Raw genomic sequence first — 25951 nt, 5'->3', positions numbered from 1 at the left:
GTGCTCCCCAGCGGCGTGGTGCGTCAGCCGCGCATCGAGACGAGGGTCTGGACCACGATCCGCAGATCGTCCACGTCGAGCGGCTTGTCGAGCACCGCGTCGGCGCCCAGGCGGTAGGCTTCCGCGTGCGTCTCCGGGTCGCCGAACGCGGTGATGAGGACCACCGGCGTCGTCCAGTCGTCGCGGCGCAGCCCGGCGAGCAGATCGAGCCCGCTCGCGCCTGGCATCCGGATGTCGCTCACCACGACATCGACCGGGGCGCCGTTCCCGGAGACGAGCGCTTCGCCCATCAACTCGAGGAGGTGCTTGGCGTCGTGCGCCTCCAGGACCTCGTAGCCGTCGCGGCGGAGGGCGGTGGCGAGGAGCCGCCGCAACTCCCTGTCGTCTTCGGCGAGCAGCACGCGGATGGGGGTCGCGCCGGGGTGGACGCGCGGCACCGGCTCAGGGGGCGTATTCAGGATCGAGGCAAGACCGCGCATCGAGTCGGGGGGCATCGGGCTCTCTCCTTGGTGAGACGCCTGTATTGCAGGCCGCGTGCCGCCCAACGGCGGCCGCCCCGAACCGACCGGGGTTGAGGTGGCCGGAACCGACCGGGGTTGGGGTGGCCGGAACCGACCGGGGTTGGGGTGGCCGGAACCGACCGGGGTTGGGGGTGGCCGGAACCGACCGGGGTTGGGGTGGCCGGAACCGACCGGGGTTGGGGTGGCCGGAACCGACCGGGGTTGGGGGCTGGCCGGAACCGACCGGGGTTGGGGTGGCCGGAACCGACCGGGGTTGAGGCCGCAGGCGCCGACCCAGGTTGCGGCGGACGCCGACCCAGGTTGCGGCGGACGGGCGGGTTGCAGCGGGACGGGCGGCGACCCCCCGGTGGGCCATCCGGGGTGGGGCGTCGTTCCCCGCCCGGGGTATTCCTCCGCGCCTCGACGTGGGCTTCGAGCTTCAGGTCGCCCGACCCACCCCGCCCACCCTCTCAGCTCCCCTTCGTCCCCCCGGCGCCCGGCTCCCACCGCTCCAGCTTCCGGTGCAGCGTCTTCCGGTCCAGCCCCAGGATCCTCGCCGCCAGCGTCTTGTTCCCGCCCGCCGCCTCGAGCACCCGCAGGATGTACCGCCGCTCCACCTCCTCGAGCGGCACCAGCTCGGACGGGTCGTCCCCCGCCACGAGCACGTGCGACGGCCGGTGCTCCCGGATCTTCGCCGGCAGGTCCTCCACCGTGATCTCCGGGTACCCCGTGAGCGCCACCGCCCGCTCCATGCAGTTCTGGATCTCCCGCACATTGCCCGGCCACGTGTACGCGAGCAGCCGCTCCGCGGCCGCCGGTGACAGGCCGACCACCTCCTTGCCCCAGCGCGTGGCGAAATCCTCGATGAAGCGCTGCGCGAGCAGCAGCACGTCGCTGCCCCGCGCCCGCACGGGCGGCAGCTCCACGTGGAGCACGTTGATCCGGTAGTACAGGTCCTCCCGGAAGCGGCGCGCCTCGACGGCCTCGTCCAGGTCGCGGTTCGTCGCGGCCATGATGCGCGCGTCGAACGGCACCTCCGCGCTCCCGCCCACCGGGCGCACCCGGCGCTCCTGGAGGGCGCGGAGCAGCTTCGGCTGCACCGCGAGCGGCAGCTCCCCGATCTCGTCGAGCAGCAGCGTCCCGCCGTTCGCCTCGACGAACAGCCCGGAGCGCGCCGCGCGCGCGTCGGTGAACGCCCCCCGCACGTGCCCGAAGAGCTCGCTCTCGATCAGCGACTCCGGCACCGCCGCGCAGTTGATCGCCACGAACGGCCCCTCCTTGCGGCGGCTCCGCGCGTGCATCGCCTTCGCGACGACCTCCTTGCCCGTCCCGCTCTCGCCGGTGATGAGCACCGTCGCGTCCGCGTCGGCGATGCGCTCGATCAGGTCCTGCACGCCCCGCATCGCGGCGCTCCGGCCGATGAGGTCCGGGAACCCGCCGGGCCCGGCCACGGCGCGGCGCAGCCGCCGCACCTCGGCCTTGAGCGCGTGGTGCGCGATCGCCCGCTCCAGCGCCAGCGCCAGCGCCTCGATGTCGACCGGCTTGGTCACGTAGTCGTACGCGCCCGCGCGGATCGCCTGCACCGCGGTCTCGATGCTGCCGAACGCGGTGATCACCATGACCGGCACGTCCGGCCGGATCTCGGCCGCCCGTCCGCAGACCGCGATCCCGTCCATCCCGCGCATGTTCAGATCGGTCAGGATGACGTCGAAGCCCTCGTCTGCCTCGAGCAGCGCGAGCGCCTCCGCCGGTGAGGTCCGGGTCGTCGCCTCCACGCCGCGCGACCGCAGGTCCGCCGAGAGCCACGCGCACATCGCCTCGTCGTCGTCGATGATCAGCGCTCGCCTGCCCATCGTCACCTCGATGGCTCGCCCGCCATCTCTCCTCGATAACTCGCGTAGTACAGCGCCCCGCCCGCGGCCAGCCGCGGCGCGGCGGCCGCCCCGGCCAGCGCGCCCTCGCCCTCAGCCCCTCGCGTCATCCTGCGTCATCCTGGCCGCTCGGCGGGAGGTACACCGTGAACGTCGAGCCCTTGCCGAGCTCGCTCTCCAGGCCGATCCAGCCCCCGTGCTCGCGCACGATCCCGTAGGAAACGCTCAGCCCGAGGCCCGTGCCCTCGCCGACGTCCTTCGTGGTGAAGAACGGCTCGAAGATGCGGGGGATGTTCTCGGGCGCGACCCCCTCCCCGCCGTCGGTCACCCGGACGGCGACGTGCTCGCCCTCGGCGCCGCCGTGGTCGGCCGGCGGGCGCACGCGGGCGCGCTCCACCCGCACGGTGAGCTCGCCGCCCCGCTTCATCGACTGCATGCCGTTCATGATGAGGTTCGTGAGCACCTGCTGCATCTGCCCTGCGTCCACCTCGGCGCGCGCCGCCCCGCCGCTCGCCTCGTCGAGGCGGAGCGTCACGCTCCGCTTCCGGGCGAGGGGCTCCAGCAGCGCCAGCGTCTGGCGCGCGATGTGCGCGAGATCGGCCGGCGTCTTCTGCGCAACCCGGCGGCGCGCGAAATCCAGCAGCTGCCGGATGATCTTCGTCATCCGGTCCGCCTGCTCGGCGATGATGCGCGCGCTCTCCACCGCCTCCTCCTGCGGCAGGCCGCGCGCGATCATCTTGGCGCGGCCGCCCACCACGTTGAGCGGCGTGCCGAGCTCGTGCGCGAGCCCCGACGCCAGCTTGCCCACGGTGGTGAGCCGATCCGCGTGCCGGAGCTGCTCCAGCGCCGCGATGCGCGCGGTCGTCTCGCGGCCCGCGCGCTCGCGCGCCTCGGCCAGGTGCTCGCACATCGCGTTGATCTCGTGGGCGATCCGCCCGAGCTCGTCGCGCTGCGGCAGGAGCAGCGGCCCGCCGAGGTCGCCCTCCCCGATCCGCCGCGCCTTGTCGACGAGCCGCCGCGTCGGGCGCCCGACGAGGACCTGCCCGAAGGTCATCGCCAGGAGCCCGCTCAGCGCCGCGAGGGCGATGATGGTGGCCACGGTGTTGACCACGCTCGCCTGGACGTACGCTTCTTCCTCCTCGAGCGACTCGGAGATCTCGATGGCGCCGACGCGCTCGGGCTCCACCCCGACGGGCGCGTACGTGTAGAAGCGCCCGCTCCTGTCGCCCTTGCGCTCGATCCGGAACACCTCGGTGCCCCGCGAGAGCTCCTCGATCTCGGCGGCCGGCAGCGCGGGCGCGAAGCGATCCCCGGCCGGCGCGTCGAGCCACACCCAGCGGAAGCGCACGCCGTCCTCGCGCTCGCTCATCTCGTCGAGCAGCTGGAGCGCCTTCCCCATCCCGTCCCGGCGCCACGTCTCGACCACCGCCGCGCGGAGCGCGATGCCGATGAGGTGCTCGTCGCGCCGCATGTCCGCCTCGAAGAGCGCCCGCTCGCGCCGGACGGAGAGGTAGCCATACAGGCTGAGCGCCGCGCACATGACGAGCACGAGGGCGAGGGTGAGCTTGCTGGCGAGTCGCATGAGGTCGCCGGTAGGATGCAGGACGCGTACGCGTTCTCAAGGTACCCGTCCACACGCTGACCCGCCCGGGCCCGCCCCGGATCGCCCCGATGGGGCAAAACTCCCCTGGACGGGCCCCCGCGGGCCGCGGCGTCACCCGCGCGCCACGTCCTCCCACGAGCCGGTCGCCGCGAGCTGCGGCGCGGGCACCGGCGCCGACCAGCGCAGCGGCAGCGCGTCCTCCCGCCAGGCGCCCTCGGCCACGTGGAACCGCAGGAGCCGCTGGGCGCCGGCGAAGGCCGAGAGCTCCGGCCCGTCCCAGAGCACCTCGGCCTCGCCGGTCAGCGACAGCACCCCGCCGGAGGCGAAGTCGACGAACAGCACCCCGGCGCGCGGGCAGAGCGCCAGGTTGCCGAGCGTGTTGAACGCGAAATTGCCCGTGAAATCCGGCGAGGTCAGGACGGTGTGGCCGTCCTCCTCGGTCACGCGCACGAAGCCCGGCTTGCCGCCCCGATGGGACACGTCGGCGCCCTCGATCGCGTCGCCTCCCCGCGCGGCCGGCGCCGCGGTCGCGATGAAGAACGTGTCCGTGCGGCGGATCAGCGCCGCCGCGCCGGCGGACAGCGCCGGCCCTTCCGCCCGCGCCGGGGGCGCGGCGGCCGCCTCCGGCGCCCTCACGAGCTCGGGCTCTCGCGCCTGGATGTACTGCGCGCAGTTGCCGAAGCTCTGCCCGACCTCGACCACGAAGCCTCGCTCGTCGGCCGCGGTGATCGTCCCGTTCATCCGGTTTCGGCGGCGGGTCTCCAGCTGGATGCCGAGGAGGCCGACGGGCGCGCCGGCCACGAGGTGCGGGCCGAGCGCATCGCCGGCTCCCGGGCGAGCGTTCACCGCGAGCGTCCGCGGATCCGGGGACGAGATGAACCCCGGCGGCCCCACGACGATCGAGGCCCACGGCCGGCGCTCTGCGTCGAGGGCCCCGACGAGCAGGAACGACAGCTGCGCAAACAGCTCGCGGTGCTGGTCGGGCATGAAGTCCCGGATGATCCGGCGCCCGGCCTTCTCGGCGCGCTCGCGCGCCCCGGCCCGCGCCTGTACGGCCATCTCGCCCGGGTGATAGGGCGAGCCCTCCCTGGTCCACCCGGGCAGGGAGGTCACGACAGCGCCTTCTTCATCGGCACGAAGCCGGGCAGCCCCTCCACGCGGGCGAGCCACGCGCGCAGGTTCGCGTACGGATCGAGCGACACGCCGCCCTCCGGCGCGTGCGCCGTGTAGGTGTAGATCGCGATGTCCGCGAGGGTCGGCTCGTCGCCGGCCAGGAACCGCTGGTCCGCGAGGTGCTGGTCGAGCACCGCGAAGAGCTGGGCGGCGATCCCCTTGGCCTGCTCGACGTCCAGCTTGCGGCCGAACACGCTCGCGGCGCGCGCCGCCGCGGGCCCCGCCACGAGCTGCCCGGCGGCCACGGAGAGCCACCGCTGCACGTGCGCCGCCGCCACCGGATCGCGCGGGAGCCAGCGCCCCGACGGGTCGTACCGCGCAGCCAGGTACACGAGGATCGCGTTGCTGTCGGCCAGCGTCACGTCGCCGTCCTCGATCACGGGCACCTGACCGAACGCGTTCTTGCTCAGGAACTCGGGCGTCTTGTGAGCGCCGCTCTTCAGGTCGACGTCGACCCTCTCGAACGGCAGCCTCAGCAGCGACAGGAACAGCTCCACGCGGTGCGCGTGTCCCGAGAGCGGATAGCGGTAGAGGCGGATGGGGCTGGCAGGGAGGGTCATCGAGGTGTCCTTTCGGCTGTGGATGTCGGCGGGGAGCGGCGCAGTCCGCGTGGGGCTCCCGCGCTCGCCGAGCCAGGGTGCCCATTCCCGCGGCCAAGGGTAATGCTCGTCCTTGACAAGGGACCATTCCAGAAACTGGAATAATCCGATGGACCGCCTCGACGCCATGCGCGTGTTCGTCGCCGTCGCCGAGGAGGAGGGCTTCGCGCCGGCCGCGCGGCGGCTGTCCATGTCACCGCCGGCGGTGACCCGGGCCATCTCCGCGCTCGAGGAGCGCATCGGCACGCGGCTCCTGCACCGCACCACGCGCGTCGTCCGCCTGACCGAGGCGGGCGCCCGGTACCTCGCGGACTGCAAGCGGATCCTCGGTGAGATCGAGGAGGCCGAGGCGTCGGCGGCCGGGTCCCATACCGCGTTGCGCGGGCAGATCGGCGTCACGGCGCCGGTCCTGTTCGGGCGGATGTTCGTCGCGCCCGCCCTCTTCGATTTCCTGGCCCTCCATCCGCGCGTGTCGGCGTGGACGCTGCTTGTCGACCGCGTCGTCGACATGGTCGACGAGGGGCTCGACGTCGCCGTCCGGATTGCCCACCTGCCGGACTCATCGCTCAGCGCGATCCGCGTCGGCTCCGTGCGCCGGGTGGTCTGCGCTTCGGCGGAGTACCTCGCCGCGCGGGGCGAGCCCAAGGCGCCGGCCGATCTGGCGCGTCACGACACCATTGCTTTCTCCTGGACGGGCTCCCCGGTGGAATGGTCGTTCGGGTCGGGCTCGCGGGTCGAGCGGGTCTTTCCGTCATCGCAGCTCCTCGCCAATACGGCCGACGTCGCCATTGCAGCGGCCGTGGCCGGGCGAGGGCTCGCGCGGGTGCTCTCGTATCAGATCGACCCGGAGCTGCGCGCCGGGCGCCTCTCGATCGTGCTCGCCGCGCACGAGCCCCCGCCGGTCCCCATCCATGTCGTCCACCCGGAGGGCCGGCGGGCGGCGGTCAGGGTGCGCGCGTTCGTGGATTTCCTCGTCGATCGGCTCCGGTCCGAGGCGTGGCTGAGCTCGTGATCGCAGGCGGGCTCGCGCGTCGAACCTCGGCCGGAGGGCGCTCACTCCGCCGGCGCGGTGGCGCGGATGAGGTACTCGAAGGCCCCGAGGGCGGCCTTCGCGCCGTCGCCGAGGGCGACGACGATCTGCTTGAACGGCGTGGTCGTCATGTCGCCGGCGGCGAAGAGGCCGGGCACCGACGTCTGCCCGCGGTCGTTGACGACGACCTCGCCGAGGCCGTTGAGCTCCACCGTCCCCTTGATGAACCCGGTGTTGGGGAGCAGGCCGATCTGCACGAACACGCCCGCGATCTCGATCTGGTGCTGCTCCTTCGTCTCGGTGTGCTCCCAGCGGAGCCCGACGACCTTCTGCCCGTCGCCCACCACCTCGGTCGTGCGCGCGCGCGTGACGATCTCGACGTTGGGCATGCTCTTGAGCTTGCGGACGAGGACCGCGTCGGCGCGGAGGGCGGGGGCGAGCTCGAGCAGGGTGACGTGGCCGACCACGCCCGCGAGATCGATCGCCGCCTCGACGCCGGAGTTGCCGCCGCCGATGACGGCCACTCGCTTGCCCTTGAACAGCGGCCCGTCGCAGTGCGGGCAGTACGTCACGCCCTTGGTCCGGTACTCGGCCTCGCCGGGGACGTTCATGTCGCGCCACCGGGCGCCCGTCGCCAGGACGACGCTCTTCGCGCGGAGCGTGGCGCCGCTCGCCAGGCGCAGCTCGAACGGTGAGCCGGGGGTGATCGACGTGACGCGCTCGTGCTTGAGGAGCTCCACGGGGTACGCGCGCACGTGTTGCTCGAGCGCCGCCGCGAGCTTGGGCCCGTCGGTCTCCACGACCGAGATGAGGTTCTCGATGGCGAGGGTGTCCATCACCTGCCCGCCGAAGCGCTCGGCGACGATGCCGGTGTCGAGGCCCTTGCGCGCCGCGTAGATGGCCGCCGAAGCGCCGGCGGGCCCGCCGCCGACGATGAGCATGTCGAACGGCTTGCGCTGGTCGAGCGCCTCGGCGCGCTTCTTCACGGCGGAGCCGTCGTCGAGCTTGGCGAGGATCTGCTCGATCTCCATCCGACCCTGGCCGAAGGGCTCGCCGTTCAGGAAGACGGTCGGCACGGCCATGATCTTCCGCTGCTCGACCTCGCCCTGGAAGAGGGCGCCATCGACGGCGACGTGGCGAACCCTCGGGTTCTTGGCCGCCATCAGGTTCAGCGCCTGCACGACGTCGGGGCAGTTCTGGCACGATTGAGAGAAGTAGGTCTCGAACCGAAGCTCGCCGTCGATCCGCGCGATCTGCTCGAGCGCCTCCGCGCTCACCCGCGGCGGATGGCCGCCGACGTGCAGGAGCGCGAGGATCAGCGAGGTGAGCTCGTGACCGAGCGGGAGCCCCGCGAAGATGACGCGCGGCTCCTCGCCAGGGGAGTGGATGCCGAACGACGGCGTGCGTTCGGCGCCCTCGCGCCGCTCGTGGAGCTCGACCAGGGACGAGGCGCTCGCGACGTCGCGCAGGAGCGCGCGCATCTCCTCCGACCCCTGCGAGTCGTCGACGAAGGCGGTGACCGCGACGGGACGGGTCAGCCGTCCGAGGACGTCGCGGAGCTGGGTCTTGATGGAGTCTTCGAGCATGGCTGCGTTCCTTCCGGCGAATACGAGCGGGTCACGAGGCGAGTCACGAGAGATGTCGGGCGTCGCCGCGGAACGCGCGGCGACGCCCGAACGCCTCAGATCTTGCCGACGAGATCGAGCGACGGCTTGAGGGTCTTCGCGCCCTCGTCCCACTTCGCCGGGCAGACCTCGCCCGGGTGCGTGGCGACGTACTGGGCCGCCTTGACCTTGCGGAGCATCTCCGCCGCGCTGCGGCCGATGCCGAGGTCGTGGATCTCGTAGACCTTGATGACGCCGTCGGGGTTCACGAGGAACGAGCCGCGGAGCGCGAGGCCCTCCTCCTCGATGAGCACGCCGAAGTTGCGCGAGAGCGTGGCGGTCGGATCGCCGACGAGCGGGTAGTTGACCTTCTTGATCGCCGCGGACGTGTCGTGCCACGCCTTGTGCGCGAAGTGCGTGTCGGTGGAGACGCCGTAGATCTCGACGCCCAGCTTCTTGAACTCGCCGTGGAGGTCCGCGAGGTCCTCGAGCTCGGTCGGGCACACGAAGGTGAAGTCCGCCGGGTAGAACACGAAGAGCGACCACTTGCCGAGGACCGACTCGTGCGAGACGTCCACGAACTTCCCCTGGTGGAACGCGGTGGCCTTGAACGGTTTGATGCGGGTGTTGATGAGCGACATTCTCTTTTCCTCTTCTCTCTTCCTCGTTTCGGGGCGGGGGCGTCTCGTGCCTCCGCGCCGGCGAGAGGCAACGTGGTCGTTCTGCGCCCGCGGTGCCAATCGAACGATTTTATGAAACGTTCATTTTTTGTGATACTCCTCCGGCCATGGACCTCGAGCAGGTGACGCTCACGCAGCTCCGCTACGCCGTGGCGGTGGAGCAGACCCGCAGCTTCCGCACGGCGGCCGAGCGCTGCCACGTCTCGCAGTCCGGGCTCAGCATGCAGGTCCAGAAGCTCGAGGAGCTCCTGGGCACCGTGCTGTTCGACCGCAGCAAGAAGCCCGTCCTCGTGACCGAGGAGGGGGCGCGCGCCATCGCTCAGATGCGCGAGATCCTCCGGGAGACGGAGCGGCTCGGTCAGATCGTCGCCGGCGACGACGCTCCGGCGGGGCGCTACCGGCTGGGGATCATCCCGACCCTCGCTCCCACCGTGCTGCCCCTGTTCCTCGACCCCTTCGTGAAGGCACACCCGCGCGTCGAGCTGTTCATCGAGGAGCTGAAGACCGAGGAGATCATCGAGCGGCTCGGCGCCGACACCCTCGACGCGGGGCTCGCCGCGACGCCGCTCCACGCCCCGGGGCTGAGCGAGACGCCGCTCGGACACGAGGCGATGGTCGCCTATCTCCCCGAGGGCGACCCGCTGCTCGACCGCAAGACGGTCACGCAGGCGAACCTCAGCGATCGCGAGCTGTGGGTGCTCCCGGAGGGGCACTGCTTCCGGAGCCAGGTGCTCTCGTATTGCAGGAGCGGTCAGGCGAGGCCCCCGCGCGGCGTTCAGCTCGAGAGCGGCAGCTTCGAGACGTTGATCGGCCTTGTCGACACCGGGCTCGGAGCGACGGTGCTGCCCGCGCTGGTGGCGCAAGGGCTGCCCCCGGACAAGCGCCGCGACCGCGTGCGGCCCCTCGCCCGGCCGATCCCGCTCCGGGAGATCGGGCTCGTCACGTCGCGGACTCAGCTGCGCAGGCGCGTCACCGAGTCGCTCGCGGCCGCGATCCGCGAGCACCTCGGCCGCGCGCTCGGGCCCTCGCCCCCGGGCGGGAGCGTGCTCGATCCGCTGCTCCCCGAGGGCTGACGAGGCAGGCTCGGAGGTCATCGACGCATCGACGATGAGGCAGCCTTCGCCGCACGGCCGGCGCGAGCTCGTCCAGCGGCGGATGCCAGCGCGCGGAAGGTGTTGACCGGACGCACGACCGCTGGGACGTTCGTGGCCGGATGATCCCCCCCGATGCTCCTCGCGGCGCTCCCACGGCGGCCGCGCAGCGCCCGACCGCGGGGCTCGTGCCGCTCGAACGCCCCGGCTTCGGCGCGGGCCTCAAGGCCCTGCTGGGCGGCTACGGTTACCTCTTTCGCACGCCGGACCTCTGGCCGCTCGCGCTCGTCCCCACGGGCATCGCGCTGGTGCTCATGGTCGTGCTCTCCATCGTCGGCGTGAAGCTCGCGCCTTCGCTCGTCGAGCTGATCGTGAGGGAGCCGGGGACGGGGTGGCCCTGGACCGTGCTCATGGCCGCGCTGCGGATCCTCTCGCTCGCGGTGGTGCTCGTGGCCGCCCTCGTGATCTCGTTCGGGCTCGCGAAGCCGCTCTCGGGGACGGCGCTGGAGCGGATGGTGCGCAGGGCCGAGGCCGATCTCGGGGCGCCCCCGTGGCCTGAGGTCGGCTTCTTCGCGGACATGTGGCGCGCGCTGCAGTCGTCGCTCGTGGCGCTCGCCGCCACGCTCCCGATCCTCCTCGTCCTCGGCGTCGTGGGTCTCCTCTTCGCGCCGGCGAGCGTCGTCGTCGTCCCGCTCCAGCTCGCGGTGACGGCGCTCGCGGGGGCGTGGGACCTCTGCGACTGCCCGCTGTCGATCCGCGGCGTGCCCGTGGCAGAGCGGATCGATTTCGTGCGCCGGAACCTCCCCGCGGTGATGGGCTTCGGCTTCGGCCTCGCGCTGCTCTCGTTCCTGCCTTGCGCGCTGCTCATCGTGCTGCCGGCCGGCGTCCTCGGGGCGGCGCGGCTCGTCGTCACGCTGGAGCGCTGGGAGGCCACCAAGCGAGCGCCGCGCTGAGCTGATCGCAGCGTCGCGGTGGACAGCGAGGAGCTCAGGCGACGCTGCGCGACCGCGCTTCCGATCACCCGTCGCGCGAGGCGCGCGTCCCCCCCGCGTCGTCCGCGCGCTCGCGCCCCGCCCTGCGCTTGCGCCGCCGCTTGACCGACACCCCGCTCGACTGCATCGCGAAGAGGAGCGCCTCCCGGAGGTTCGAGAGCGTCTTGATGTTCGACAGATCGAGCCCCAGCGACACCACCGTCTGCGCCACCTCGGGCCGGATGCCGACGACGATGCCCTGCGCCCCGAGCAGCGCCACGGCGTCGATGAGCCTCAGCACGTGATCGGCCGTGGCCGCGTCCACGGCGCTCACCCCGGTCAGATCGATGATCGCGTGACGGCAGCGGGTCCGCGCCACGGCCTCGAGCAGCACCTCCATCATCTGCTGGGCGCGCTCCTCGTCGAGGACGCCGAGCACCGGCATCGTCAGCACCCCCCTCCAGACCTCGATGATCGGCGTCGACAGCGCCCGGATCGCCTCCTGCTGCTGCTCGATGATCGCGAGCCGCTCGTTCAGCACGGCCTGCTGGCGCTTCTTCTCGGTGATGTCCGTCGCGCCGCCCGCCATCTGGAACGGCACGCCCTTGTCGTCCCACTCGGCCATGCCGCGGGTGAACACGTCGCGGTACTCGCCGTCCTCGCGCCGCAGCCGACACTCCACCTCGAACGGCCGCCGCTCCTCGAGGTGCGCCCTCAGCGCGGCCTGCACCGCCCCCTGGTCGTCGGGATGCACGCGCTCGAAGAAGCTCGCGAACGTCCCGCCCCACGCCTCGCGGCGGACGCCGATTATCTGGAGCATGCGATCGCTCCACTCCACCGTGTCCTCGCGGAGGTTCCAGAACCAGACGCCCTCGTTCGACGCCTCCGCGAAGAGCCGGTAGCGCGCCTCGCTCCTCCGGAGGGCGGCCTCGGCGCGGCGCAGCTCGGCCACGTCGGTGGTGCCGCCGATCCACCGGAAGATGTTCCCCGCGGCGTCGCGCTGCGGCAGCGCGCTGACCACGTGCTCCCGGTACGTCTGATCGCTCGCCCGCTTCAGGCGAAACTCCGTGTTGTACGGCTCGCCCGTCGCGAGGCTCCGGGTCCACGCCGCCACCGTCTTCGGGACGTCGTCCGGGTGCAGCACCGCGAGCCAGCCCTCGCCGATCATCTGCTCCTCCGTGCGGTCGAAATAGTCGAGGACCGCCCGGTTCACGAAGTTCAGCTGGCCGTCCGGGCGCGCGGTCCACACCTGGAGGGGCATGGCGTTGCCGAAGAACCGGAGCTGCGCGTCCAGGTCGCTGAGCGGCGCGTCCAGCAGCCCGGCCCCGCTCGCCGGGCCGCCGGCCCCGCGCACCCGGCTCGGCGGCGGCGCGTCCCGCCCGTCCGGCTCCTCCACCTCCTCCTGCCCCGCCCAGGAGGCGTCCCCGAGCGCGCGGAGGAGCGGCTCCTCCAGGTCGAGCGTGCGATCCGCGCGGCTCTCCGCGATCCGCGCGCGCACGAGGCGGAGCAGCTCCCTCCGCACCTCCTCCTCGATCCGGCCGCGCAGGTAGTCCTTCGCGGAGGCCCGCGACTCGGCGAACCTCACCGACTCCGCCGGCAGCTCCGCGACGTCCAGGAAGATCCCGAGCGGCGCGCAGGGCCTCGGCGTGATGCGCAGCGCGAGGGCCGCGTCGAGCCGGTGCTCCTTCGCCTCTCCCTCCGCGTCGACCCGCACCGTCACGGCGTGCGGGATCGCGACATCGAACGCGCCGCTCATGCTCCGCGTCGCCGCCGGTTCGCCGACCTCGAAGTCCATCGTGAGCCGCGACGGCCTGCCGAGGACATCGAGCTCCCGCTCCGCGCGGCGCCCGACCGGGAGCAGGGCGATCACCTGGCGGCGTATCACGTCCTCGGTCATCGCGAGATCGACGATGCTCCGACCCAACTCCTCGAGCGTCAGCCCTCCGTCCTTCACCGCGTCTCCTTCCCGATCCCGCTCGCCCCCCGGTGTCCGTTAGCCCTCCTCGCGCCCGGAGGGCAATCGTGTGACGTTAACGCACCGCGCCGCTCGCCGGAAGCCCTCGCGAGGCTCAGCTCGACGCCGACGTATACCGGCCTATCGCCCGCTTCCACACGCCGCGCGCGACGGCGCTGAAGGTGAGCGCGCCGAGCGCCGCGGCGGCGGCCGTGCGCGGGGCGATGGTGCCGAGCATCGCCTCCGCCGGGTACGTGGTCATCAGCCCGAGCGGGACGATCACGGTGAAGACGACGCGCCAGAAGCCGCTGAAGATCGTGACCGGCCAGCGCGCGAAATCGAAGATGGAGTTGAAGAGGTAGGCCAGGTTGTCGAGGCGCACGACCCAGAACGCCGCCGAGATGACCAGGATGCAGATGGAGTAGAGCACCAGCGTCGCCGTCACGAGCAGGCAGAGCGCGAGCGCGACGTGAGCAGGCGCGGGGGCGCGCCCCATCTGGGCGAACGCGTAGGCGAAGATCGCCACCGCGGCCGCGGCGTCCGCGACCTTGCGGATCTCGAACCGGGCCGTGGAGACGAGGAACTGCGCGTCGGCCGGCTTGAGCAGCGTGAAGTCGAGCGTGCCCTTCCGGATCTGGTCGACCACGCTGATGAGCGACGGGTTCACGGCCCCCTCGAGGATGCCCTTGAGCAGCGTGAACCACCCGACGACGACGAGCGCCCGCTCGTACGTCCAGCCCTGCACCGGCGGCCGGGCCGCGAGCGCGATGTGGAGCGGGACCAGCCCGACCACCGTCCACACGACGGTCATCACCGCGCCGAGCAGGAACTCCCACCGGTACTGCATCCCGAGCGCGATCGACACGCGCAGCTGCGTCGCGAGCAACCGGAGGTAACGCACGCCGCTCACCCGCCGAACGCCGAGAACCGCCGGACCCCCGCGCGCCACGCGACGAGCGCGGCGGCGGCGGACGCGGCGGCGAAGGCCCACTGCACCGCGAGCTCGGTGAGCGCGCGGCCCGGGTCGAGCAGGCCGGTGATGAGCTCGACAGGGAACGCGAGGCTGTAACGGAACGGCAGCACCCGCGCGAGATCGGCGAGCCACGAGGGGAACAGCTCGATCGGGACGAGGTAGCCGGCGAAGACCATGAAGGCCGCGAGGTAGACCTCGAACACCGCGGTCGAGCTGTCGATCACGAACGCCAGCGAGCCGATCAGCGCCATGGTGAAGAAGTTGATCGCCCAGGCGCCGGCGAGGGAGAGGACCCAGAGCCCGAGCTCGAGGGCCGTCGGCTGGAACCGCTCTCCCGACGTCGCGACGAGCGCGACGACCGCGATGGGCAGGCAGAGCGCCGCCCGGAGCGGCAGCGCGGCGAGGTTCTCGGCGGCGTACGAGAAGAGCGGGTGGATGGGCCGGAGCAGGCGCTGCGAGAGGGCGCCGCTCTTGATGTCCATGTTCATCTCCCAGACGAGCCACGAGCCGGTCAGCTGCCGGACGATGAGGATGGCCAGGAAGTACGCGGAGAAATCGCTCGCCCCGAAGCGGCCGACCGGCGCGCTCGCGGCCACCGCCGACCAGAGCGCGAGGCTCACGAGCGGCATCGTCGTCGTGAGCATCCAGATCAGCATCTCGGCCCGGTACGCGAGCGCGGCCGCGATCCCGACGCGGAGCAGCGTCGGGAACGCCCGGGCGGCCCGAGCGAGCTCGCTCATGACGCGGCCCCGCCCGTCGAGCCCGACGGCCCGGCTTCCGGCGCGCTTTCCGGCTCGCCTTCCGGCGTCGCCGAGGGCTCCACGCCCGAAAAGAGCTCGCGCATCACCTCCTCCAGGGGGGGATCCTCGACCGTGAGATCCGAGATGTCGGTGTGGCCGAGCAGCCAGGACATGGCCTCGCGCAGCTCCGCCTGCGGCACCTGCAGCACCGCGTGGCCAGGATCGAGCGAGAGGACGGCGCCCACCCGCTCGAGGATCGCCTGGTCGACCGGATTCTTGAAGTGCAGCGCGATCCGCTTGTGGGGCCGCATGCTGCGGACGAGCGCCGCGAGGTCGCCGTCGTAGCGCAGCCTGCCCTTGTCGATGACGATGACCCGCGGACAGAGCGCCGCCACGTCGTCCATGTAATGGGACGTGAGCACGATCGTCGCCCCCCGCCGCTCGTTGTAGCGGCGGATGAACTCGCGGACGCCGAGCTGCATCGCCACGTCGAGCCCGATCGTCGGCTCGTCGAGGAACAGGATCTCCGGCCGGTGCAGCAGGGCCGCCGCCAGCTCGCACTTCATGCGCTCGCCGAGCGAGAGCTGCCGCGTCGGCTTCGTCGCGATCTCGGCGATGCCGAGGAGGTCTTCCAGCTCACCGAGGGTCTCCTTGAAATCCGCGTCGCCGATCCCATAGATCGCTCGGTTCACCGCGAAGGTCTCGGCGGGCGGGAGGTCCCAGAGCAGCTGCTGCTTTTGCCCCATCACGAGGGTGATCCGCTTGAGGAAATCGGGCTCACGGTGCCGCGGGACGAAGCCGGCGACCTCGACCTTGCCGCCCGACGGGTGGAGGAGCCCGGAGAGCACCTTCAGCGTCGTCGTCTTCCCGGCGCCGTTCGGGCCGAGGAAGCCGACGCGCTCGCCGGGCGCGATCGAGAACGAGAGGTCCTCGACGGCGTGGACGACCTTGGTGCGGCGCCGGAAGAGCGAGCGCACGGCGGCCGAGAAGCCGGCGGCGCGCTCGTGGACCTGGTACGTCTTGGAGAGCGACTCCACCACGATGGAGCTCGACGCCTCTGCCATGGGCGGCGGAGACTAGCACCTCCGTGCTGGCGCTCCCGCGACGGTCGGCGCTCGACCGGCCGATCCCGTGGGCTAATCTCGTGACGCGGGGGGCAACGGCCGCCGGAATTCCCCTATGCCGCAGAGCTTCAAGGACGACACGATCCACGATCTTCCGCTCGCGGCGAGCGGCGCGCGGCAAGCGGCCGACTCCGCGGACGCCGTCGCGACCGGCCCACGGCAGGTCCTCGCAGGCCGGTACGAGCTCCTCGGGCTGGTCGGCATCGGCGGGATGGGCAGCGTGTACCGCGCCCGCGACCTGGAGCTCGAGGAGCTCGTCGCGGTCAAGGTGCTGCGCCGGGAGCTCAGCGTCGCGCCGGAGGTGACCGATCGGTTCCGGCGCGAGGTGCGGCTCTCGCGCAAGGTCACGCACCCGAACGTGGCGCGGGTCTTCGACATCGGCGAGCACGAGGGCGACCGGTTCCTGACGATGGAGTTCGTCGACGGCGAGCCGCTCGCCGCGCTGCTCGCGCGCGAGCGGCGGCTCGGCGTGACCCGCGCGCTGGACGTCGTGGAGGGCGTCTGCGCGGGCCTCCACGCCGCGCACCGGGCCGGCGTCATCCACCGTGACCTCAAGCCGGACAACGTGCTGCTCGGGCGCGACGGGCGCGTCGTCCTGACCGACTTCGGGATCGCGCGCGCGGTCGCGAGCGGCGAGGCGGGCAAGACGCTGGGCGCGGTCATGGGGACGCCGGCGTACATGGCGCCCGAGCAGGTGCAGGGCGCCGACGACGTCGACGCGCGCGCCGACATCTACGCCCTCGGGGCGATGCTCTTCGAGATGCTCACGGGCGAGCGCGCGTGGCAGGGCGACGCGCCGCTCGCCGTCGCCGCGGCGCGGCTCTTCGCCGACCCGCCGGATCCGCGGCTCCGGCGCGCCGACCTGCCCGACGCGCTCGCGCGCGTGGTGCTCCGCTGCATGGCGCGCGAGCGCGGCGACCGGTATCCGTCCGTCGAGAGCGTCGTGCACGACCTCGCCTCGCTCACCCGCCCGGCCACGGTGACGCCGCCGGCGTTCACGCCGCCGCAGGGGCGGACGGCGGTCTCCGGGGTGACCCCGGGGGCGAGCTCCGGGGGGGCCGAGCACGGCGGCAAGAGCGTCGTGGTCCTGCCGTTCGCGAACCAGGGACCTGCGTCGGACGCGTACCTGGCCGAGGAGCTGACGGACGATCTCGTCGACACGCTCTCCATGACGCCGGGCCTCCGGGTGAGGCCGCGCGGGGCGCTCGGGCGGCGCTCGGCCCCCGAGCTCGATCCGCGCGAGATCGGGCGCGAGCTCGGGGTGCAGGTGGTCGTCGGGGGCTCGGTGCGGCGGCGCGACGGGACGGTGCGGATCAGCGCGCGGCTCATCAGCGTCGCCGACGGGTTCCAGCTGTGGGCGAAGCGCTTCGATCGCCCCGAGGCGGAGGTGCTGCGGATCAACGACGAGGTGGCCGAGGCGGTCGCGGAGGCGCTGACGCTCGACGGCGCCGCGCCGAACCGCACGGCGCCGAGCGATCCCGTCGCGCTCGACCTGTTCCTGCGCGGGCGCCACGAGTACCGCAGGTTCTGGCCGGAGCACCAGGAGCGGGCGATCGCGCTGTTCGAGCAGGCGCTCTCGCGCGCGCCCGAAGATCCGATGATCCTGTCGGCCTACGCGATCGCGCGCTGCCGCTTCTGGTTCTTCACGGACCGCGGCGGGGAGCTCGCCACGGAGGCGGCGTCGCGCGCCGTCGCCGCGGCGCCCGGGCTGCCGGACGCGCGGCTCGCGATGGCGTCGGTGCGGTTCCAGCGCCTCGACGTGGTCGGCGCGATGCGGGAGCTCAAGGCGGCGCTCGCGTGCCGCTCGGGCAACGCCGAGGCGGAGGGCCTCATCGGCCACATCCTGCTCGAGTGCGGCGCCTTCGAGGAGGGCGCGCGGCGCGCCCGGTCCGCGCTGGCGCGCGATCCCGAGGTGGTGCTGGCGGCGCAGGCGCTGGCGCGCGCGTACACGCTGCTGGACAGGTGGTCGGACGCCGACGACGTGATCCGGGCGCATCCGACGGTGGGGAGCGGCTCGGGCTACACCGTCCTGCGGATGCGCCGCGCGCTCTGGCAGCGCGACCCGGAGGTGGTCGAGAAGCTCGCTCAGAGGCGCGTGAGCGAGGCCTTCCCGGACCTCCCCGCGCCGTTCGCGCAGGTGATCGAGGACCTCATCGAGGGGCGGCTCTCGGACGTCCGGCCCGTGCCGGTCGAGGGGGAGCGCCCGGCCGTCACGGCGCTGCGGCGCACGTCGTTCATCCGGCAGCTCCAGGCGGAGTTCGCGGCCTTCCTCGGCCAGCGAGAGCTCGCGCTGACCGCGCTCGAGCTCTCGCTGGCCGACGGCCTGTTCGACCTGATCTGGCTCGAGCGCTGTCCGGTCCTCGCGCCCCTGCGCGACGAGCCGCGGTATGCGGACGTCCACGCGGCGGTGCAGCGGCGGGCCTCCGCGGTGGTCGCGGTCTACCGCGAGCGCTGAGGCGCGGCGCTCGGCTCGGCGCGCGGAAAAGCGCTCGGCTCGGCGCGCGGAAAAGCGCTCGGCTCGGCGCGCGGAACAGCGCTCAGCTCGGCGCGCGGAACAGCGCGAGCACGCCGGTGTAGAGGGCGAGCCTGGCCTGGCCCCGGGCCCAGGGGGCGATCTCGAAGCTCGAGTGCATGCCGGCGATCGGGAGGTCGGCGAAGCGCTGGCGCAGGATGCGCGCCTCGACGTCGGGCGTCCCGTACAGGCCCTGGCCGCGCCCGGCGCAGGTCAGGTAGAGCGCGAAGCGGGGGGCCGACCCGAGCGCGCTCCGGGACACCTGCCGGGCGATCCCCTCGAGCCCGGCGCGACCGATGGCGGCGTCGCGCACCGCGAAGGCGAGGCGCGCGCCGGGCCTCGCTTCGTCGCCGAGCAGGAGCCCCCGCCGCGACGGATCGATGCCGCGGACCGGCCGCAGCACGTAACGCACGGAATCCAGCGCCTCCGCCTCGGCGGCGTCGCCGCGCGGCCCGCCGCGGTCGGCGCCCGGCGCGCCCGGTAACGCGGCCGGTAAATCGAGCGGCGGGTCGGCCAGCGCGGCGAGGATGAGCTGCTGCGCGCTGGGCGGCTCGCCGAGCGTGGCGGTCGCGGCGGAGAGCAGGTCGAGCGCCGGCCGCCCGTCGGCGCGGAGCACGACGCCGCCGCTCGCCTCGTCGATGCGGTGGAAGCCGGAGAGCAGCCTGGCGGCGGGCGAGGCGTCGACGAGCGGCGGGGCGAACCCGGTGATGGCGAGGCCCGTCGCCGGGCCCTCGATGAGCTCGCCCTGCGACGTCACGCCGATGGCGGAGCCGGAGGCCGTCCCGGCGCCGAAGAGGCACGCGTTCGGCGCGGACAAGGTGAGCGCCTCGAGCCGCTCGGGCGCGAACGCCCCGGGCCGGGCGAAGAGGATGGCCGTCGCGGAGCGCTGGCCGACGGCGCGGGCGAGCGCCTCGCGCAGGAGGCGGCTCGGCTCCTCGGCGCGCTCGGGCAGCGCGAAGGGGGTAACCTGCCCGCCGGACCACAGCACGCCGCTCGCGCCGGTGTCCCCCTCGATCTCGCCGCGCTCGCTGAGCACGCCCGCGGCCGGCACGACGCAGGCGGGGACGCCGCGCCAGGCGCTTCGGACGAGCTCGGCGACGCCCGACGCGCGCTGGGCGAGCTGTCCGGAGACGAAGACGACCCCGCCTGACGGCGACGGGACCGCGCTGCGCAGGTCCGCCAGGTGCTGGAGGAGGCCATCCGGCCCACAGGTCGCGGAGAAGCTTCGTGCCATGGCTGGCTCGCCCATCCTAACCGAGCCTCCGCCCACTCGACAGGCCCCACCCAAGAAGTTTATCGTGCGACAGTCGCGCCGGCGCCTCGGGGATTTCCTCACGGGACGGCGAGCGAAGGACCGGGCAAGCTCGATGAGGATCCAATCATTTGGCCGCACCGATGTCGGGCGCCACCGGCGCGCCAATGAGGATGCGTTCTTCCGGGACGACGAGCTCCGCCTCTACATCGTCGCGGACGGCATGGGCGGGCACGCGGCCGGCGAGGTCGCGAGCGCCGAGGCGGTCGAGACGATCTACGGCATGGTGAAGCGGGGCCTGCCCGCCATCGGCGATCCGAACGAGCCGCTGACGCAGCCCAAGGCGCGCGCCGTGCTGCGCATCCTCGAGGGCGCGATCCAGGCGGCGACGTACATGGTCTTCGCGATCGCCGAGCTCGATCGCGACAAGAGCGGCATGGGCACGACGATCAGCGCGGCGCTCATCGTCGGCGGCGCGCTCGTGACCGGCCAGGTGGGCGACAGCCGCATCTACCAGGTGCGCAACGGGACCGCGGTGCAGATGACCGAGGATCACACGCTGATCGCGTGGCAGATCAAGAACGGCCTCATCTCCGTGGACGAGGCCAAGAGCTCGCCCCACCGCAACGTGATCACGCGCGCGGTCGGCAACCGGGACTACGTCGAGGTCGACACCTCGATCGTCGCCGTGGAGGAGGGCGATCGATACCTGCTCTGCTCCGACGGGCTGCACGGGTATCTCCACGCCGAGGAGGAGGTCGCGAGCATCGCCTCGAAGGGCGGCGACCTGGCGGTCGACCTCTTCATCGATCTCGCGAATCGGCGCGGGGGGCGGGACAACATCACGGCGGTGCTGGTCGAGGTGGGCTGACGCGCCGGCGCGAAAGTCGGCTACGCTGCCCGCATGGCGCTGAAGGACAGACTGGTCACCGAGGGCATGAGGCTCGCCGCGAACCCGAACGTGGCGAAGCTGATGCAGGACGAGCGGTTCATGCGGCTGTTCATGACGGCGATGAGCGTGCCCGGCCGGGTCTCCTCGTTCACCGCGGAGCAGAAGGAGACGTTCGCCAAGGCGATGGGCCTGGCGTCTGTCGAAGAGGTCCGCGACCTCAAGCGCACGGTGGCCTCGCTGGAGCGCGAGGTCGCGACGCTCGAGCGCGAGATCGCGAAGCTCCGGCGGGACGGGGAGCGCGAGCTCGCGAAGGTCAGGCGCGAAGGCTGAGCTTGGGGGGCGAGGGCGAGCGGCGCGGCGCGCGCTGCCAAGAGCGCCGCCGCGCCCCCGCGACGGGTCACTTCGTGTCGCCGCGCGCGTAGATGCTGGCGACGTAGTCGAGCACGTCGCGCGCCGAGACCTCGTTGTACCCGAAGTACTTGATCATCCGGGTCTTGATGATGTCGATCTTCTCCTGCGTCTCCTTGTCGATGACGCTCGACACGAGGGTCTGGAGCTTGATCGCGTCCTTCTGATCCTCGAACAGCTTGAGCTCGAGGGCGCGGCGCAGCCGGTCGTTCGTGTGCCACTCGAACTTCTTGCCGTCGACCGCGAGCGCGCCGATGTAGTTCATGATCTCGCGGCGGAAGTCGTCCTTGCGGTTCTCGGGGATGTCGATCTTCTCCTCGATCGAGCGCATCAGCCGCTCGTCGGGCTCGACGTCCTCGCGGGTGAAGCGGTCCTTCACCTTCTCCTTCAGGGTGTAGGCCTTGATCGAGTCGATGTAGTTCGCCGCGAGCTTCTGGATCGCGTCCTCGTCGGCGCTGATCGCCCGCTGCACCTCGTTCTTGACGATCTCCTCGTACTCGCGCTTCACCATGCCGATGCACTCGGTGTAGCGCTTGCGCTGCTCGTCGTTCGTGATGAGCGAGTGGTGCCGGAGGCCCTTCTCGAGCTCGCTCATGACCATGAAGGGGTTGATCGTCCCCTCGCCGAGGTCGTTGACGAGCGCGTTCGAGATCTTGTCCTGCACGTAGCGGGGGCTGATGCCCTCCATGCCCTCGCGCGACGCCTCCTTGCGGAGCTCCTTCACGGTGTCCTGCGTGTAGCCGGGCAGGACCTTGCCGTCGTAGAGCTTCATCTTCTGGACGAGCGACAGGTTGTGCTTCTTCGGGTCCTCGAGCCGGGTGAGCGCGGCCCACATCGCGGCGACCTCGAGCGTGTGCGGGGCGATGTGCTTGCCGCGGATCTTCTCCTTGTTGAAGTCCTTCTCGTAGATCCGGATCTCCTCCGACACCTTCGTGATGTACGGGATATCGATCTTGATCGTGCGGTCGCGGAGGGCCTCCATGAACTCGTTGTTCAGGAGCTTCTTGTACTCGGCCTCGTTGGTGTGGCCGATGATGACCTCGTCGACGTCCGTCTGGGCGAACTTCTTCGGCTTGATCTTGTGCTCCTGCGACGCGCCGAGCAGGTCGTAGAGGAACGCGACGTCGAGCTTCAGCACCTCGATGAACTCGACGATGCCGCGGTTCGCGATGTTGAACTCGCCGTCGAAGTTGAAGGCGCGCGGGTCCGAGTCCGAGCCGTACTCGGCGATCTTGCGGTAGTTGATGTCGCCGGTGAGCTCGGTCGAGTCCTGGTTCTTCTCGTCCTTCGGCTGGAAGGTGCCGATGCCGACGCGGTCCTTCTCGCTGAGCACGAGGCGGCGCACGCGCACGTGCTGCATCACCTTCGACCAGTCGCCGCCGTACTTGTCCATCAGGCGGTTGAAGATGAAGCGGCACGCGGGGTCGAGGTCGCCCTCGGTGCGGACGTGGTGCTGCGCGCTCGACAGGCCGAGCTCGCGGAACGCGCGGTCGCGCCACGCCGGCGGGACGAGGCGCAGCGGCTCCTCGTGCATCGGGCACTTGAAGCGGGCGCTCTCCGTCCCGGCCATGCCGACGTCGTCGAGGTTCACCCAGTCGAACGTGTAGAGCGCGCCGTCGGGGGTCGTCGAGTAGTGCTCGATGCCCTTCTTGAGGAGCCGGGCGATCGTCGACTTCGACGAGCCGACCGGGCCGTGCAGCAGGATGACGCGCTTCTCCGGGCCGTACCCCTCGGAGGCCGCCCGGAGCACGTGGACGAGCCGCATCAGCGGGATGTCGAGCCCGTACACGGCGTCGGCGCCGCCGTGCATCTCGTCCTTGAAGAAGTTGTACCGGATGAGCTTCTTCTTGTTGTCCGTGTACTCCTCGATGCCGTAGCGGATGATCATGTCGTACGCCCGCTGGAACGCGTTGCGCGTCACCTGCGGGTTCTGGCGCACGATCTGGAGGTACTCTTCGAACGTGCCCTCCCACGCGAGATCGCGGTAGAGCGCGAAGTCCTGCATCGCCGCGATCTTCTCAACCATCCCTGTCCGCAACTCGCCCATTTCGCACCCTTTTTCTCCAGGGCGACCGCGGGGCGGCCTTGGCCGCCGGAGGTGCGGGGGACAGATCTCGGCTCGCCGAGCTCCGCCCCCGTCTCGCGTCGCGCGCCCAGGGGGAAGACGCCAAGCTTAACACCGATCGCGGGGAGGCAAGTCACCGCGCCCCGGGGCGCGCTCCATCATCCGGAACGGGAGCGCGCGGCGGAGCAGCCGGTCGCGCGGGTGGAGGTGCGAGGTGCGAGGGCGACCGCGGGGAGGCGACGTCAGCGAGGCGTGGCCCCGCCGGAGCGCGCCCCCTGCGCGCCTCCCCAGGAGAGCCCGCCGCTCTCGACGACGCCGGGCCAGGAGTCGACGTATTCCGACGGCTCGCCGGGGCCGGAGATGTCGATCCAGAAGACGCGCCCGGCGCCCGGGCGGCGCACGTCGACATGGACGAACTTGCTGTTCGGGTAGAACCCGCAGCCCACGTCGTCGAGCGTGCGGCAGAACTGAAACAGCGCGGTGTTCGGGACGCCCATCACGAGGATGTCCATGGCGCGCCCCTCGGCGTGCTGGCTGTGGTGCGTGCCGGAGGTCGGCCTGCGCGCGGCCGGCGCGTCGCGCGTCGTCGGCGCCCGCGGCCGGTACCCGCTGAAGATGTGGATCCCGCGGCGCGGGAAGGCGTCGGCGATCTGCTGGAGCAGCCAGAGCAGGCGCGGGTGGACGAGGCGGACCTGGGGCACCCACTCGAGCGCCCGCTGCCAGGTGTCGGCGTCGGGCTCGTCGGGGAGCGCTGCGCCCGGATCCGGCGCGTCGGGCGGACGGGCCATGATCGACAGGCGATCCAGCGCCCCGGGCGCGACGGAGCCGTCGCAGCGCACGAGCTCGAAGGCGTCGTGCTGGCCGCCGTACCGGGCGAACTGGACAGGGCCTCTGCGGCAACGCCAGTCGAGCGGCTGCTTCTTCGGCGGATCCCAGAGCAGATCGAAGCCGTTCGAGGAGAGGCTCGGCCCCGTGGTCGCGAGCACCGGCGGGCCGAGGATCGGATCGAGCTGGCGGAACCACGCCGGCGCGGCCGGCTCGAGGTGGAGGGTGCCGGGCGGCTCGAAGGGGGTGAAGGGGGACCAGGCGCTCGCGAACGCCGTGGAGCCGAGGGCGGGGGAGGCGAGCGCGTGCTCGCCGAGCGCGTCCGCGGCGTCCGGCCGCGCGCCGCCCCAGGCGAGCTGCCACCACGGCTGCTGCCGCCATTTCCCGTAGGCGCTGCTCAGGTAGAGCCGGAACGGCCCGGGGCGCTCGACGGCGGCGTTGTGGAAGGCGCGGAGGAGCGGCAGCTCCGGCGCGACCGTCTCGTTCAGGTTGAAGCTCGCGCGCTTCGGCGGCTCGTCGAGCAGGCTGGCGCCGGCGCGCTGGGGGGCGGCGACGAGCGATGCAGCGAGGCCGAGGGCGGTCGCGAGGCTGGGGATGGCGGCGCGGGACGTTGCCGGCATGGGATCGACGAGGGGCGCGGGTCGGGCGAGGAAGGTAGCTCACCCAGCGGGCGGGCGACCCTGATTTGCCACAAACCGCCAGCTTGGGGGGTGAAAACACACCTGCCGGGGGGGAACCCTGGGCGTCAACCAAGCTTCGCTCCGCGTTCTCCTACATCCGAACGTGAACGTTTACGTGGTCGTGGTCGTGGTCGTGGTCGTCAACGGTAGGCCGTGAACGACCACGACCACGACCACGTTCACGTCCACGTCCACGTCCACGTTCACGTTGGTGACCCGATGGGCGGGCTTCGGGCCCTGAGCGTGGCGGCGCTTGCTCAGGGGGTCGCGGAGGCGCGCGTCAGCCTGTCGCGCACCGCGTCCCACGCGGGATCCTCGGGGACGGCGGCGATGACGATCACGTCGCAGCCGGCGTCCTCGAGCCGGTGCAACGCGGCGTAGAGCGCCGCGGCGTAGCCGGCGGGATCGCCGGGGAGGAGCTCGGCGTGCGGCCCGGTCGCGGTGCGGCTGCCGTGCTCGACGGCGCCGGCGCGCGACCCGGCCTGCGCGGCGCGAGCGAGCTCGCCGCGGACGGCGTGCGCGGGGACCAGCGCGACCTGCGCGCGGGGGGCGTAATGGCGCGCGTGGGTCCCCGGGGACGGGGCGCGCTCGGCCGGGGCGGTGACCAGCCCGGCGGCCGCCTGGACCGGCACGAGCGCGGCGATCGCCTCGGCCGTGACGTGCCCCGGGCGGAGCACCCGCGCCGGCGAGCGCGTGACGTCGACGATGGTGGACTCGATGCCGACGGCGGTCGGCCCGCCGTCGAGGATCGCGTCGATGCGCCCGCCGAGGCTCTTCTCGACGTGCTCGGCGGTGGTCGGCGAGATCTCGGTGGAGCGGTTGGCGCTCGGCGCGGCGATCGGCAGCCCGACCGCGTCGAGCAGGGCGCGCGCGATCGGGTGGACGGGGACGCGGATCGCGACCGTCGGCCCGCCGGCGGCGACCACGCCGGCGACGCGGTCGGGCCGGCGCGCGACGATCAGGGTGAGGGGCCCTGGCCACATCGCCTGCGCGAGCCGCTCGGCGTCCGCTGGCCAGCCGTCCGCGAGCGCGCGGGCGGACGCGACATCGGGGACGTGGACGATCAGCGGGTTGCCGGGCGGCCTCCCCTTCGCCTCGAAGATGCCGCGCGCCGCGCGCGCGTCGTCGGCGCGCGCGCCGAGGCCGTACACGGTCTCCGTGGGGAAGGCGACGAGCCCTCCGCGGCGGAGGATCTCGGCGGCCCGTGCGATGGATGCCGCGTCAGCGGCGAGCCGCTCGGTTCGCATGCGCCGCGGTCCATGTTGCCCGGGCGCGCGGGAGGCAAATGAAAACCGACGCGCGCGGTGCCGGGCGCTGGGCGCGCGGTGCGGGCGCCCAGCGCTCACGACTCGGCCGTGCGGCCGGCCGCCGGGACCGTGCTCGCGGCGGCGATGAGCTTCTTCA

General features: G+C 72.4%; 22 protein-coding genes. 6 read left to right on the top strand and 16 right to left on the bottom strand.

Going from position 1 to position 25951, the window contains the following annotated elements:
- Positions 1 to 23: 23 nt before the first annotated feature.
- The 6 genes from WMF34_RS35375 to WMF34_RS35350 all read right to left on the bottom strand — a co-directional run bounded on the left by WMF34_RS35375 (position 24) and on the right by WMF34_RS35350 (position 5707).
- A complete protein-coding gene (locus WMF34_RS35375) occupies positions 24 to 494 on the bottom strand; it encodes a response regulator (RefSeq protein ID WP_012239575.1) in 471 nt (156 codons plus the stop codon).
- Positions 495 to 970: 476 nt separating this feature from the next.
- Positions 971 to 2353 (bottom strand): sigma-54-dependent transcriptional regulator, encoded by a 1383-nt coding sequence (locus WMF34_RS35370; RefSeq protein WP_012239574.1) that lies wholly within the window; start codon positions 2351 to 2353, stop codon positions 971 to 973.
- 2 nt (positions 2354 to 2355) lie between these two features.
- On the bottom strand, positions 2356 to 2481 hold the full coding sequence (locus WMF34_RS35365) for a hypothetical protein (protein WP_012239573.1): 126 nt from the start codon (positions 2479 to 2481) through the stop codon (positions 2356 to 2358).
- On the bottom strand, positions 2478 to 3953 hold the full coding sequence (locus WMF34_RS35360) for a sensor histidine kinase (protein ID WP_437990598.1): 1476 nt from the start codon (positions 3951 to 3953) through the stop codon (positions 2478 to 2480). Before WMF34_RS35360 ends, WMF34_RS35365 begins: the two co-directional genes overlap by 4 nt.
- Before the next feature lie 132 nt (positions 3954 to 4085).
- The gene (locus WMF34_RS35355) at positions 4086 to 5087 is read right to left on the bottom strand and encodes a flavin-nucleotide-binding protein (protein WP_437990597.1); all 1002 of its coding nucleotides are present in this window, start codon (positions 5085 to 5087) and stop codon (positions 4086 to 4088) included.
- A complete protein-coding gene (locus tag WMF34_RS35350) occupies positions 5084 to 5707 on the bottom strand; it encodes a glutathione S-transferase family protein (RefSeq protein ID WP_437990596.1) in 624 nt (207 codons plus the stop codon). The genes WMF34_RS35355 and WMF34_RS35350 overlap by 4 nt, the downstream gene beginning before the upstream one ends.
- A 148-nt stretch (positions 5708 to 5855) precedes the next feature.
- Between WMF34_RS35350 and WMF34_RS35345 the strand changes: the two genes are divergently transcribed.
- Positions 5856 to 6758, top strand: a complete 903-nt coding sequence (locus WMF34_RS35345) for a LysR family transcriptional regulator (protein ID WP_437990595.1) — start codon at positions 5856 to 5858, stop codon at positions 6756 to 6758.
- A gap of 41 nt (positions 6759 to 6799) precedes the next feature.
- Here WMF34_RS35345 and ahpF read toward each other — a convergent pair whose 3' ends face one another.
- Together ahpF and ahpC are read right to left on the bottom strand one after the other, a co-directional pair.
- Positions 6800 to 8362 (bottom strand): alkyl hydroperoxide reductase subunit F, encoded by a 1563-nt coding sequence (gene ahpF / locus WMF34_RS35340; RefSeq protein WP_012239568.1) that lies wholly within the window; start codon positions 8360 to 8362, stop codon positions 6800 to 6802.
- A gap of 95 nt (positions 8363 to 8457) precedes the next feature.
- Positions 8458 to 9021, bottom strand: a complete 564-nt coding sequence (ahpC, locus tag WMF34_RS35335) for an alkyl hydroperoxide reductase subunit C (protein WP_437710813.1) — start codon at positions 9019 to 9021, stop codon at positions 8458 to 8460.
- A gap of 146 nt (positions 9022 to 9167) precedes the next feature.
- Between ahpC and WMF34_RS35330 the strand changes: the two genes are divergently transcribed.
- Positions 9168 to 10133 carry a hydrogen peroxide-inducible genes activator gene (locus WMF34_RS35330; RefSeq protein WP_437990594.1) on the top strand — a complete coding sequence of 322 codons (966 nt, stop codon included), beginning with the start codon at positions 9168 to 9170 and terminating at the stop codon, positions 10131 to 10133.
- 140 nt (positions 10134 to 10273) lie between these two features.
- Positions 10274 to 11104: an EI24 domain-containing protein gene (locus WMF34_RS35325; RefSeq protein ID WP_437990593.1), complete on the top strand. Its 831-nt coding sequence runs from the start codon at positions 10274 to 10276 to the stop codon at positions 11102 to 11104.
- Between the two features lie 64 nt (positions 11105 to 11168).
- Here the strand turns inward: WMF34_RS35325 and WMF34_RS35320 are convergent, their stop codons facing one another.
- From WMF34_RS35320 to WMF34_RS35305, 4 genes are all read right to left on the bottom strand, one after another.
- Positions 11169 to 13076 carry a PAS domain-containing protein gene (locus tag WMF34_RS35320; RefSeq protein WP_437990592.1) on the bottom strand — a complete coding sequence of 636 codons (1908 nt, stop codon included), beginning with the start codon at positions 13074 to 13076 and terminating at the stop codon, positions 11169 to 11171.
- A gap of 115 nt (positions 13077 to 13191) precedes the next feature.
- The gene (locus WMF34_RS35315) at positions 13192 to 13977 is read right to left on the bottom strand and encodes an ABC transporter permease (RefSeq protein WP_012239563.1); all 786 of its coding nucleotides are present in this window, start codon (positions 13975 to 13977) and stop codon (positions 13192 to 13194) included.
- Between the two features lie 5 nt (positions 13978 to 13982).
- Complete coding sequence (locus WMF34_RS35310; RefSeq protein WP_012239562.1) at positions 13983 to 14789, bottom strand: ABC transporter permease; 807 nt, start codon at positions 14787 to 14789, stop codon at positions 13983 to 13985.
- A complete protein-coding gene (locus WMF34_RS35305) occupies positions 14786 to 15853 on the bottom strand; it encodes an ABC transporter ATP-binding protein (protein ID WP_437990591.1) in 1068 nt (355 codons plus the stop codon). Before WMF34_RS35305 ends, WMF34_RS35310 begins: the two co-directional genes overlap by 4 nt.
- Positions 15854 to 15968: 115 nt before the next feature.
- Here WMF34_RS35305 and WMF34_RS35300 point away from each other — a divergent pair, with 115 nt between their 5' ends.
- Positions 15969 to 18368: a protein kinase domain-containing protein gene (locus WMF34_RS35300; RefSeq protein WP_437990590.1), complete on the top strand. Its 2400-nt coding sequence runs from the start codon at positions 15969 to 15971 to the stop codon at positions 18366 to 18368.
- A gap of 82 nt (positions 18369 to 18450) precedes the next feature.
- Here WMF34_RS35300 and WMF34_RS35295 read toward each other — a convergent pair whose 3' ends face one another.
- Positions 18451 to 19659, bottom strand: coding sequence for an FIST signal transduction protein (locus WMF34_RS35295; RefSeq protein WP_437990589.1), 1209 nt, complete (start codon positions 19657 to 19659; stop codon positions 18451 to 18453).
- Between the two features lie 133 nt (positions 19660 to 19792).
- Here WMF34_RS35295 and WMF34_RS35290 point away from each other — a divergent pair, with 133 nt between their 5' ends.
- Together WMF34_RS35290 and WMF34_RS35285 are read left to right on the top strand one after the other, a co-directional pair.
- Positions 19793 to 20548 carry a PP2C family protein-serine/threonine phosphatase gene (locus WMF34_RS35290; RefSeq protein ID WP_012239558.1) on the top strand — a complete coding sequence of 252 codons (756 nt, stop codon included), beginning with the start codon at positions 19793 to 19795 and terminating at the stop codon, positions 20546 to 20548.
- Between the two features lie 33 nt (positions 20549 to 20581).
- Positions 20582 to 20899 carry a hypothetical protein gene (locus WMF34_RS35285; protein ID WP_012239557.1) on the top strand — a complete coding sequence of 106 codons (318 nt, stop codon included), beginning with the start codon at positions 20582 to 20584 and terminating at the stop codon, positions 20897 to 20899.
- Positions 20900 to 20966: 67 nt separating this feature from the next.
- On the opposite strand, the gene WMF34_RS35280 is transcribed toward WMF34_RS35285, so the two are convergent.
- The 3 genes from WMF34_RS35280 to WMF34_RS35270 form a co-directional block, all read right to left on the bottom strand.
- Positions 20967 to 23024 carry a PrkA family serine protein kinase gene (locus tag WMF34_RS35280; protein WP_012239556.1) on the bottom strand — a complete coding sequence of 686 codons (2058 nt, stop codon included), beginning with the start codon at positions 23022 to 23024 and terminating at the stop codon, positions 20967 to 20969.
- Positions 23025 to 23284: 260 nt separating this feature from the next.
- Positions 23285 to 24487 carry a YcbK family protein gene (locus WMF34_RS35275; RefSeq protein WP_437990588.1) on the bottom strand — a complete coding sequence of 401 codons (1203 nt, stop codon included), beginning with the start codon at positions 24485 to 24487 and terminating at the stop codon, positions 23285 to 23287.
- A gap of 317 nt (positions 24488 to 24804) precedes the next feature.
- Positions 24805 to 25794, bottom strand: coding sequence for an L-threonylcarbamoyladenylate synthase (locus tag WMF34_RS35270; protein ID WP_437990587.1), 990 nt, complete (start codon positions 25792 to 25794; stop codon positions 24805 to 24807).
- Positions 25795 to 25951: the final 157 nt, after the last annotated feature.

The sequence above is a fragment of the Sorangium sp. So ce145 genome, assembly GCF_051525985.1.
GTDB classification, from domain to species: domain Bacteria; phylum Myxococcota_A; class Polyangia; order Polyangiales; family Polyangiaceae; genus Sorangium; species Sorangium cellulosum_B.
This window is presented reverse-complemented; position numbering and strand designations above follow the sequence as displayed.

Coding starts and splice junctions, on each gene's coding strand:
- WMF34_RS35350 (WP_437990596.1), bottom strand. CDS start 5,707: ATGACCCTCCCTGCCAGCCCCATCCGCCTCTACCGCTATCCGCTCTCG.
- WMF34_RS35310 (WP_012239562.1), bottom strand. CDS start 14,789: ATGAGCGAGCTCGCTCGGGCCGCCCGGGCGTTCCCGACGCTGCTCCGC.
- WMF34_RS35375 (WP_012239575.1), bottom strand. CDS start 494: ATGCCCCCCGACTCGATGCGCGGTCTTGCCTCGATCCTGAATACGCCC.
- ahpF (WP_012239568.1), bottom strand. CDS start 8,362: ATGCTCGAAGACTCCATCAAGACCCAGCTCCGCGACGTCCTCGGACGG.
- WMF34_RS35280 (WP_012239556.1), bottom strand. CDS start 23,024: ATGGGCGAGTTGCGGACAGGGATGGTTGAGAAGATCGCGGCGATGCAG.
- WMF34_RS35345 (WP_437990595.1), top strand. CDS start 5,856: ATGGACCGCCTCGACGCCATGCGCGTGTTCGTCGCCGTCGCCGAGGAG.
- WMF34_RS35325 (WP_437990593.1), top strand. CDS start 10,274: ATGATCCCCCCCGATGCTCCTCGCGGCGCTCCCACGGCGGCCGCGCAG.
- WMF34_RS35365 (WP_012239573.1), bottom strand. CDS start 2,481: ATGACGCGAGGGGCTGAGGGCGAGGGCGCGCTGGCCGGGGCGGCCGCC.
- ahpC (WP_437710813.1), bottom strand. CDS start 9,021: ATGTCGCTCATCAACACCCGCATCAAACCGTTCAAGGCCACCGCGTTC.
- WMF34_RS35275 (WP_437990588.1), bottom strand. CDS start 24,487: ATGCCGGCAACGTCCCGCGCCGCCATCCCCAGCCTCGCGACCGCCCTC.
- WMF34_RS35295 (WP_437990589.1), bottom strand. CDS start 19,659: ATGGCACGAAGCTTCTCCGCGACCTGTGGGCCGGATGGCCTCCTCCAG.
- WMF34_RS35370 (WP_012239574.1), bottom strand. CDS start 2,353: ATGGGCAGGCGAGCGCTGATCATCGACGACGACGAGGCGATGTGCGCG.
- WMF34_RS35300 (WP_437990590.1), top strand. CDS start 15,969: ATGCCGCAGAGCTTCAAGGACGACACGATCCACGATCTTCCGCTCGCG.
- WMF34_RS35285 (WP_012239557.1), top strand. CDS start 20,582: ATGGCGCTGAAGGACAGACTGGTCACCGAGGGCATGAGGCTCGCCGCG.
- WMF34_RS35360 (WP_437990598.1), bottom strand. CDS start 3,953: ATGCGACTCGCCAGCAAGCTCACCCTCGCCCTCGTGCTCGTCATGTGC.
- WMF34_RS35290 (WP_012239558.1), top strand. CDS start 19,793: ATGAGGATCCAATCATTTGGCCGCACCGATGTCGGGCGCCACCGGCGC.
- WMF34_RS35330 (WP_437990594.1), top strand. CDS start 9,168: ATGGACCTCGAGCAGGTGACGCTCACGCAGCTCCGCTACGCCGTGGCG.
- WMF34_RS35270 (WP_437990587.1), bottom strand. CDS start 25,794: ATGCGAACCGAGCGGCTCGCCGCTGACGCGGCATCCATCGCACGGGCC.
- WMF34_RS35305 (WP_437990591.1), bottom strand. CDS start 15,853: ATGGCAGAGGCGTCGAGCTCCATCGTGGTGGAGTCGCTCTCCAAGACG.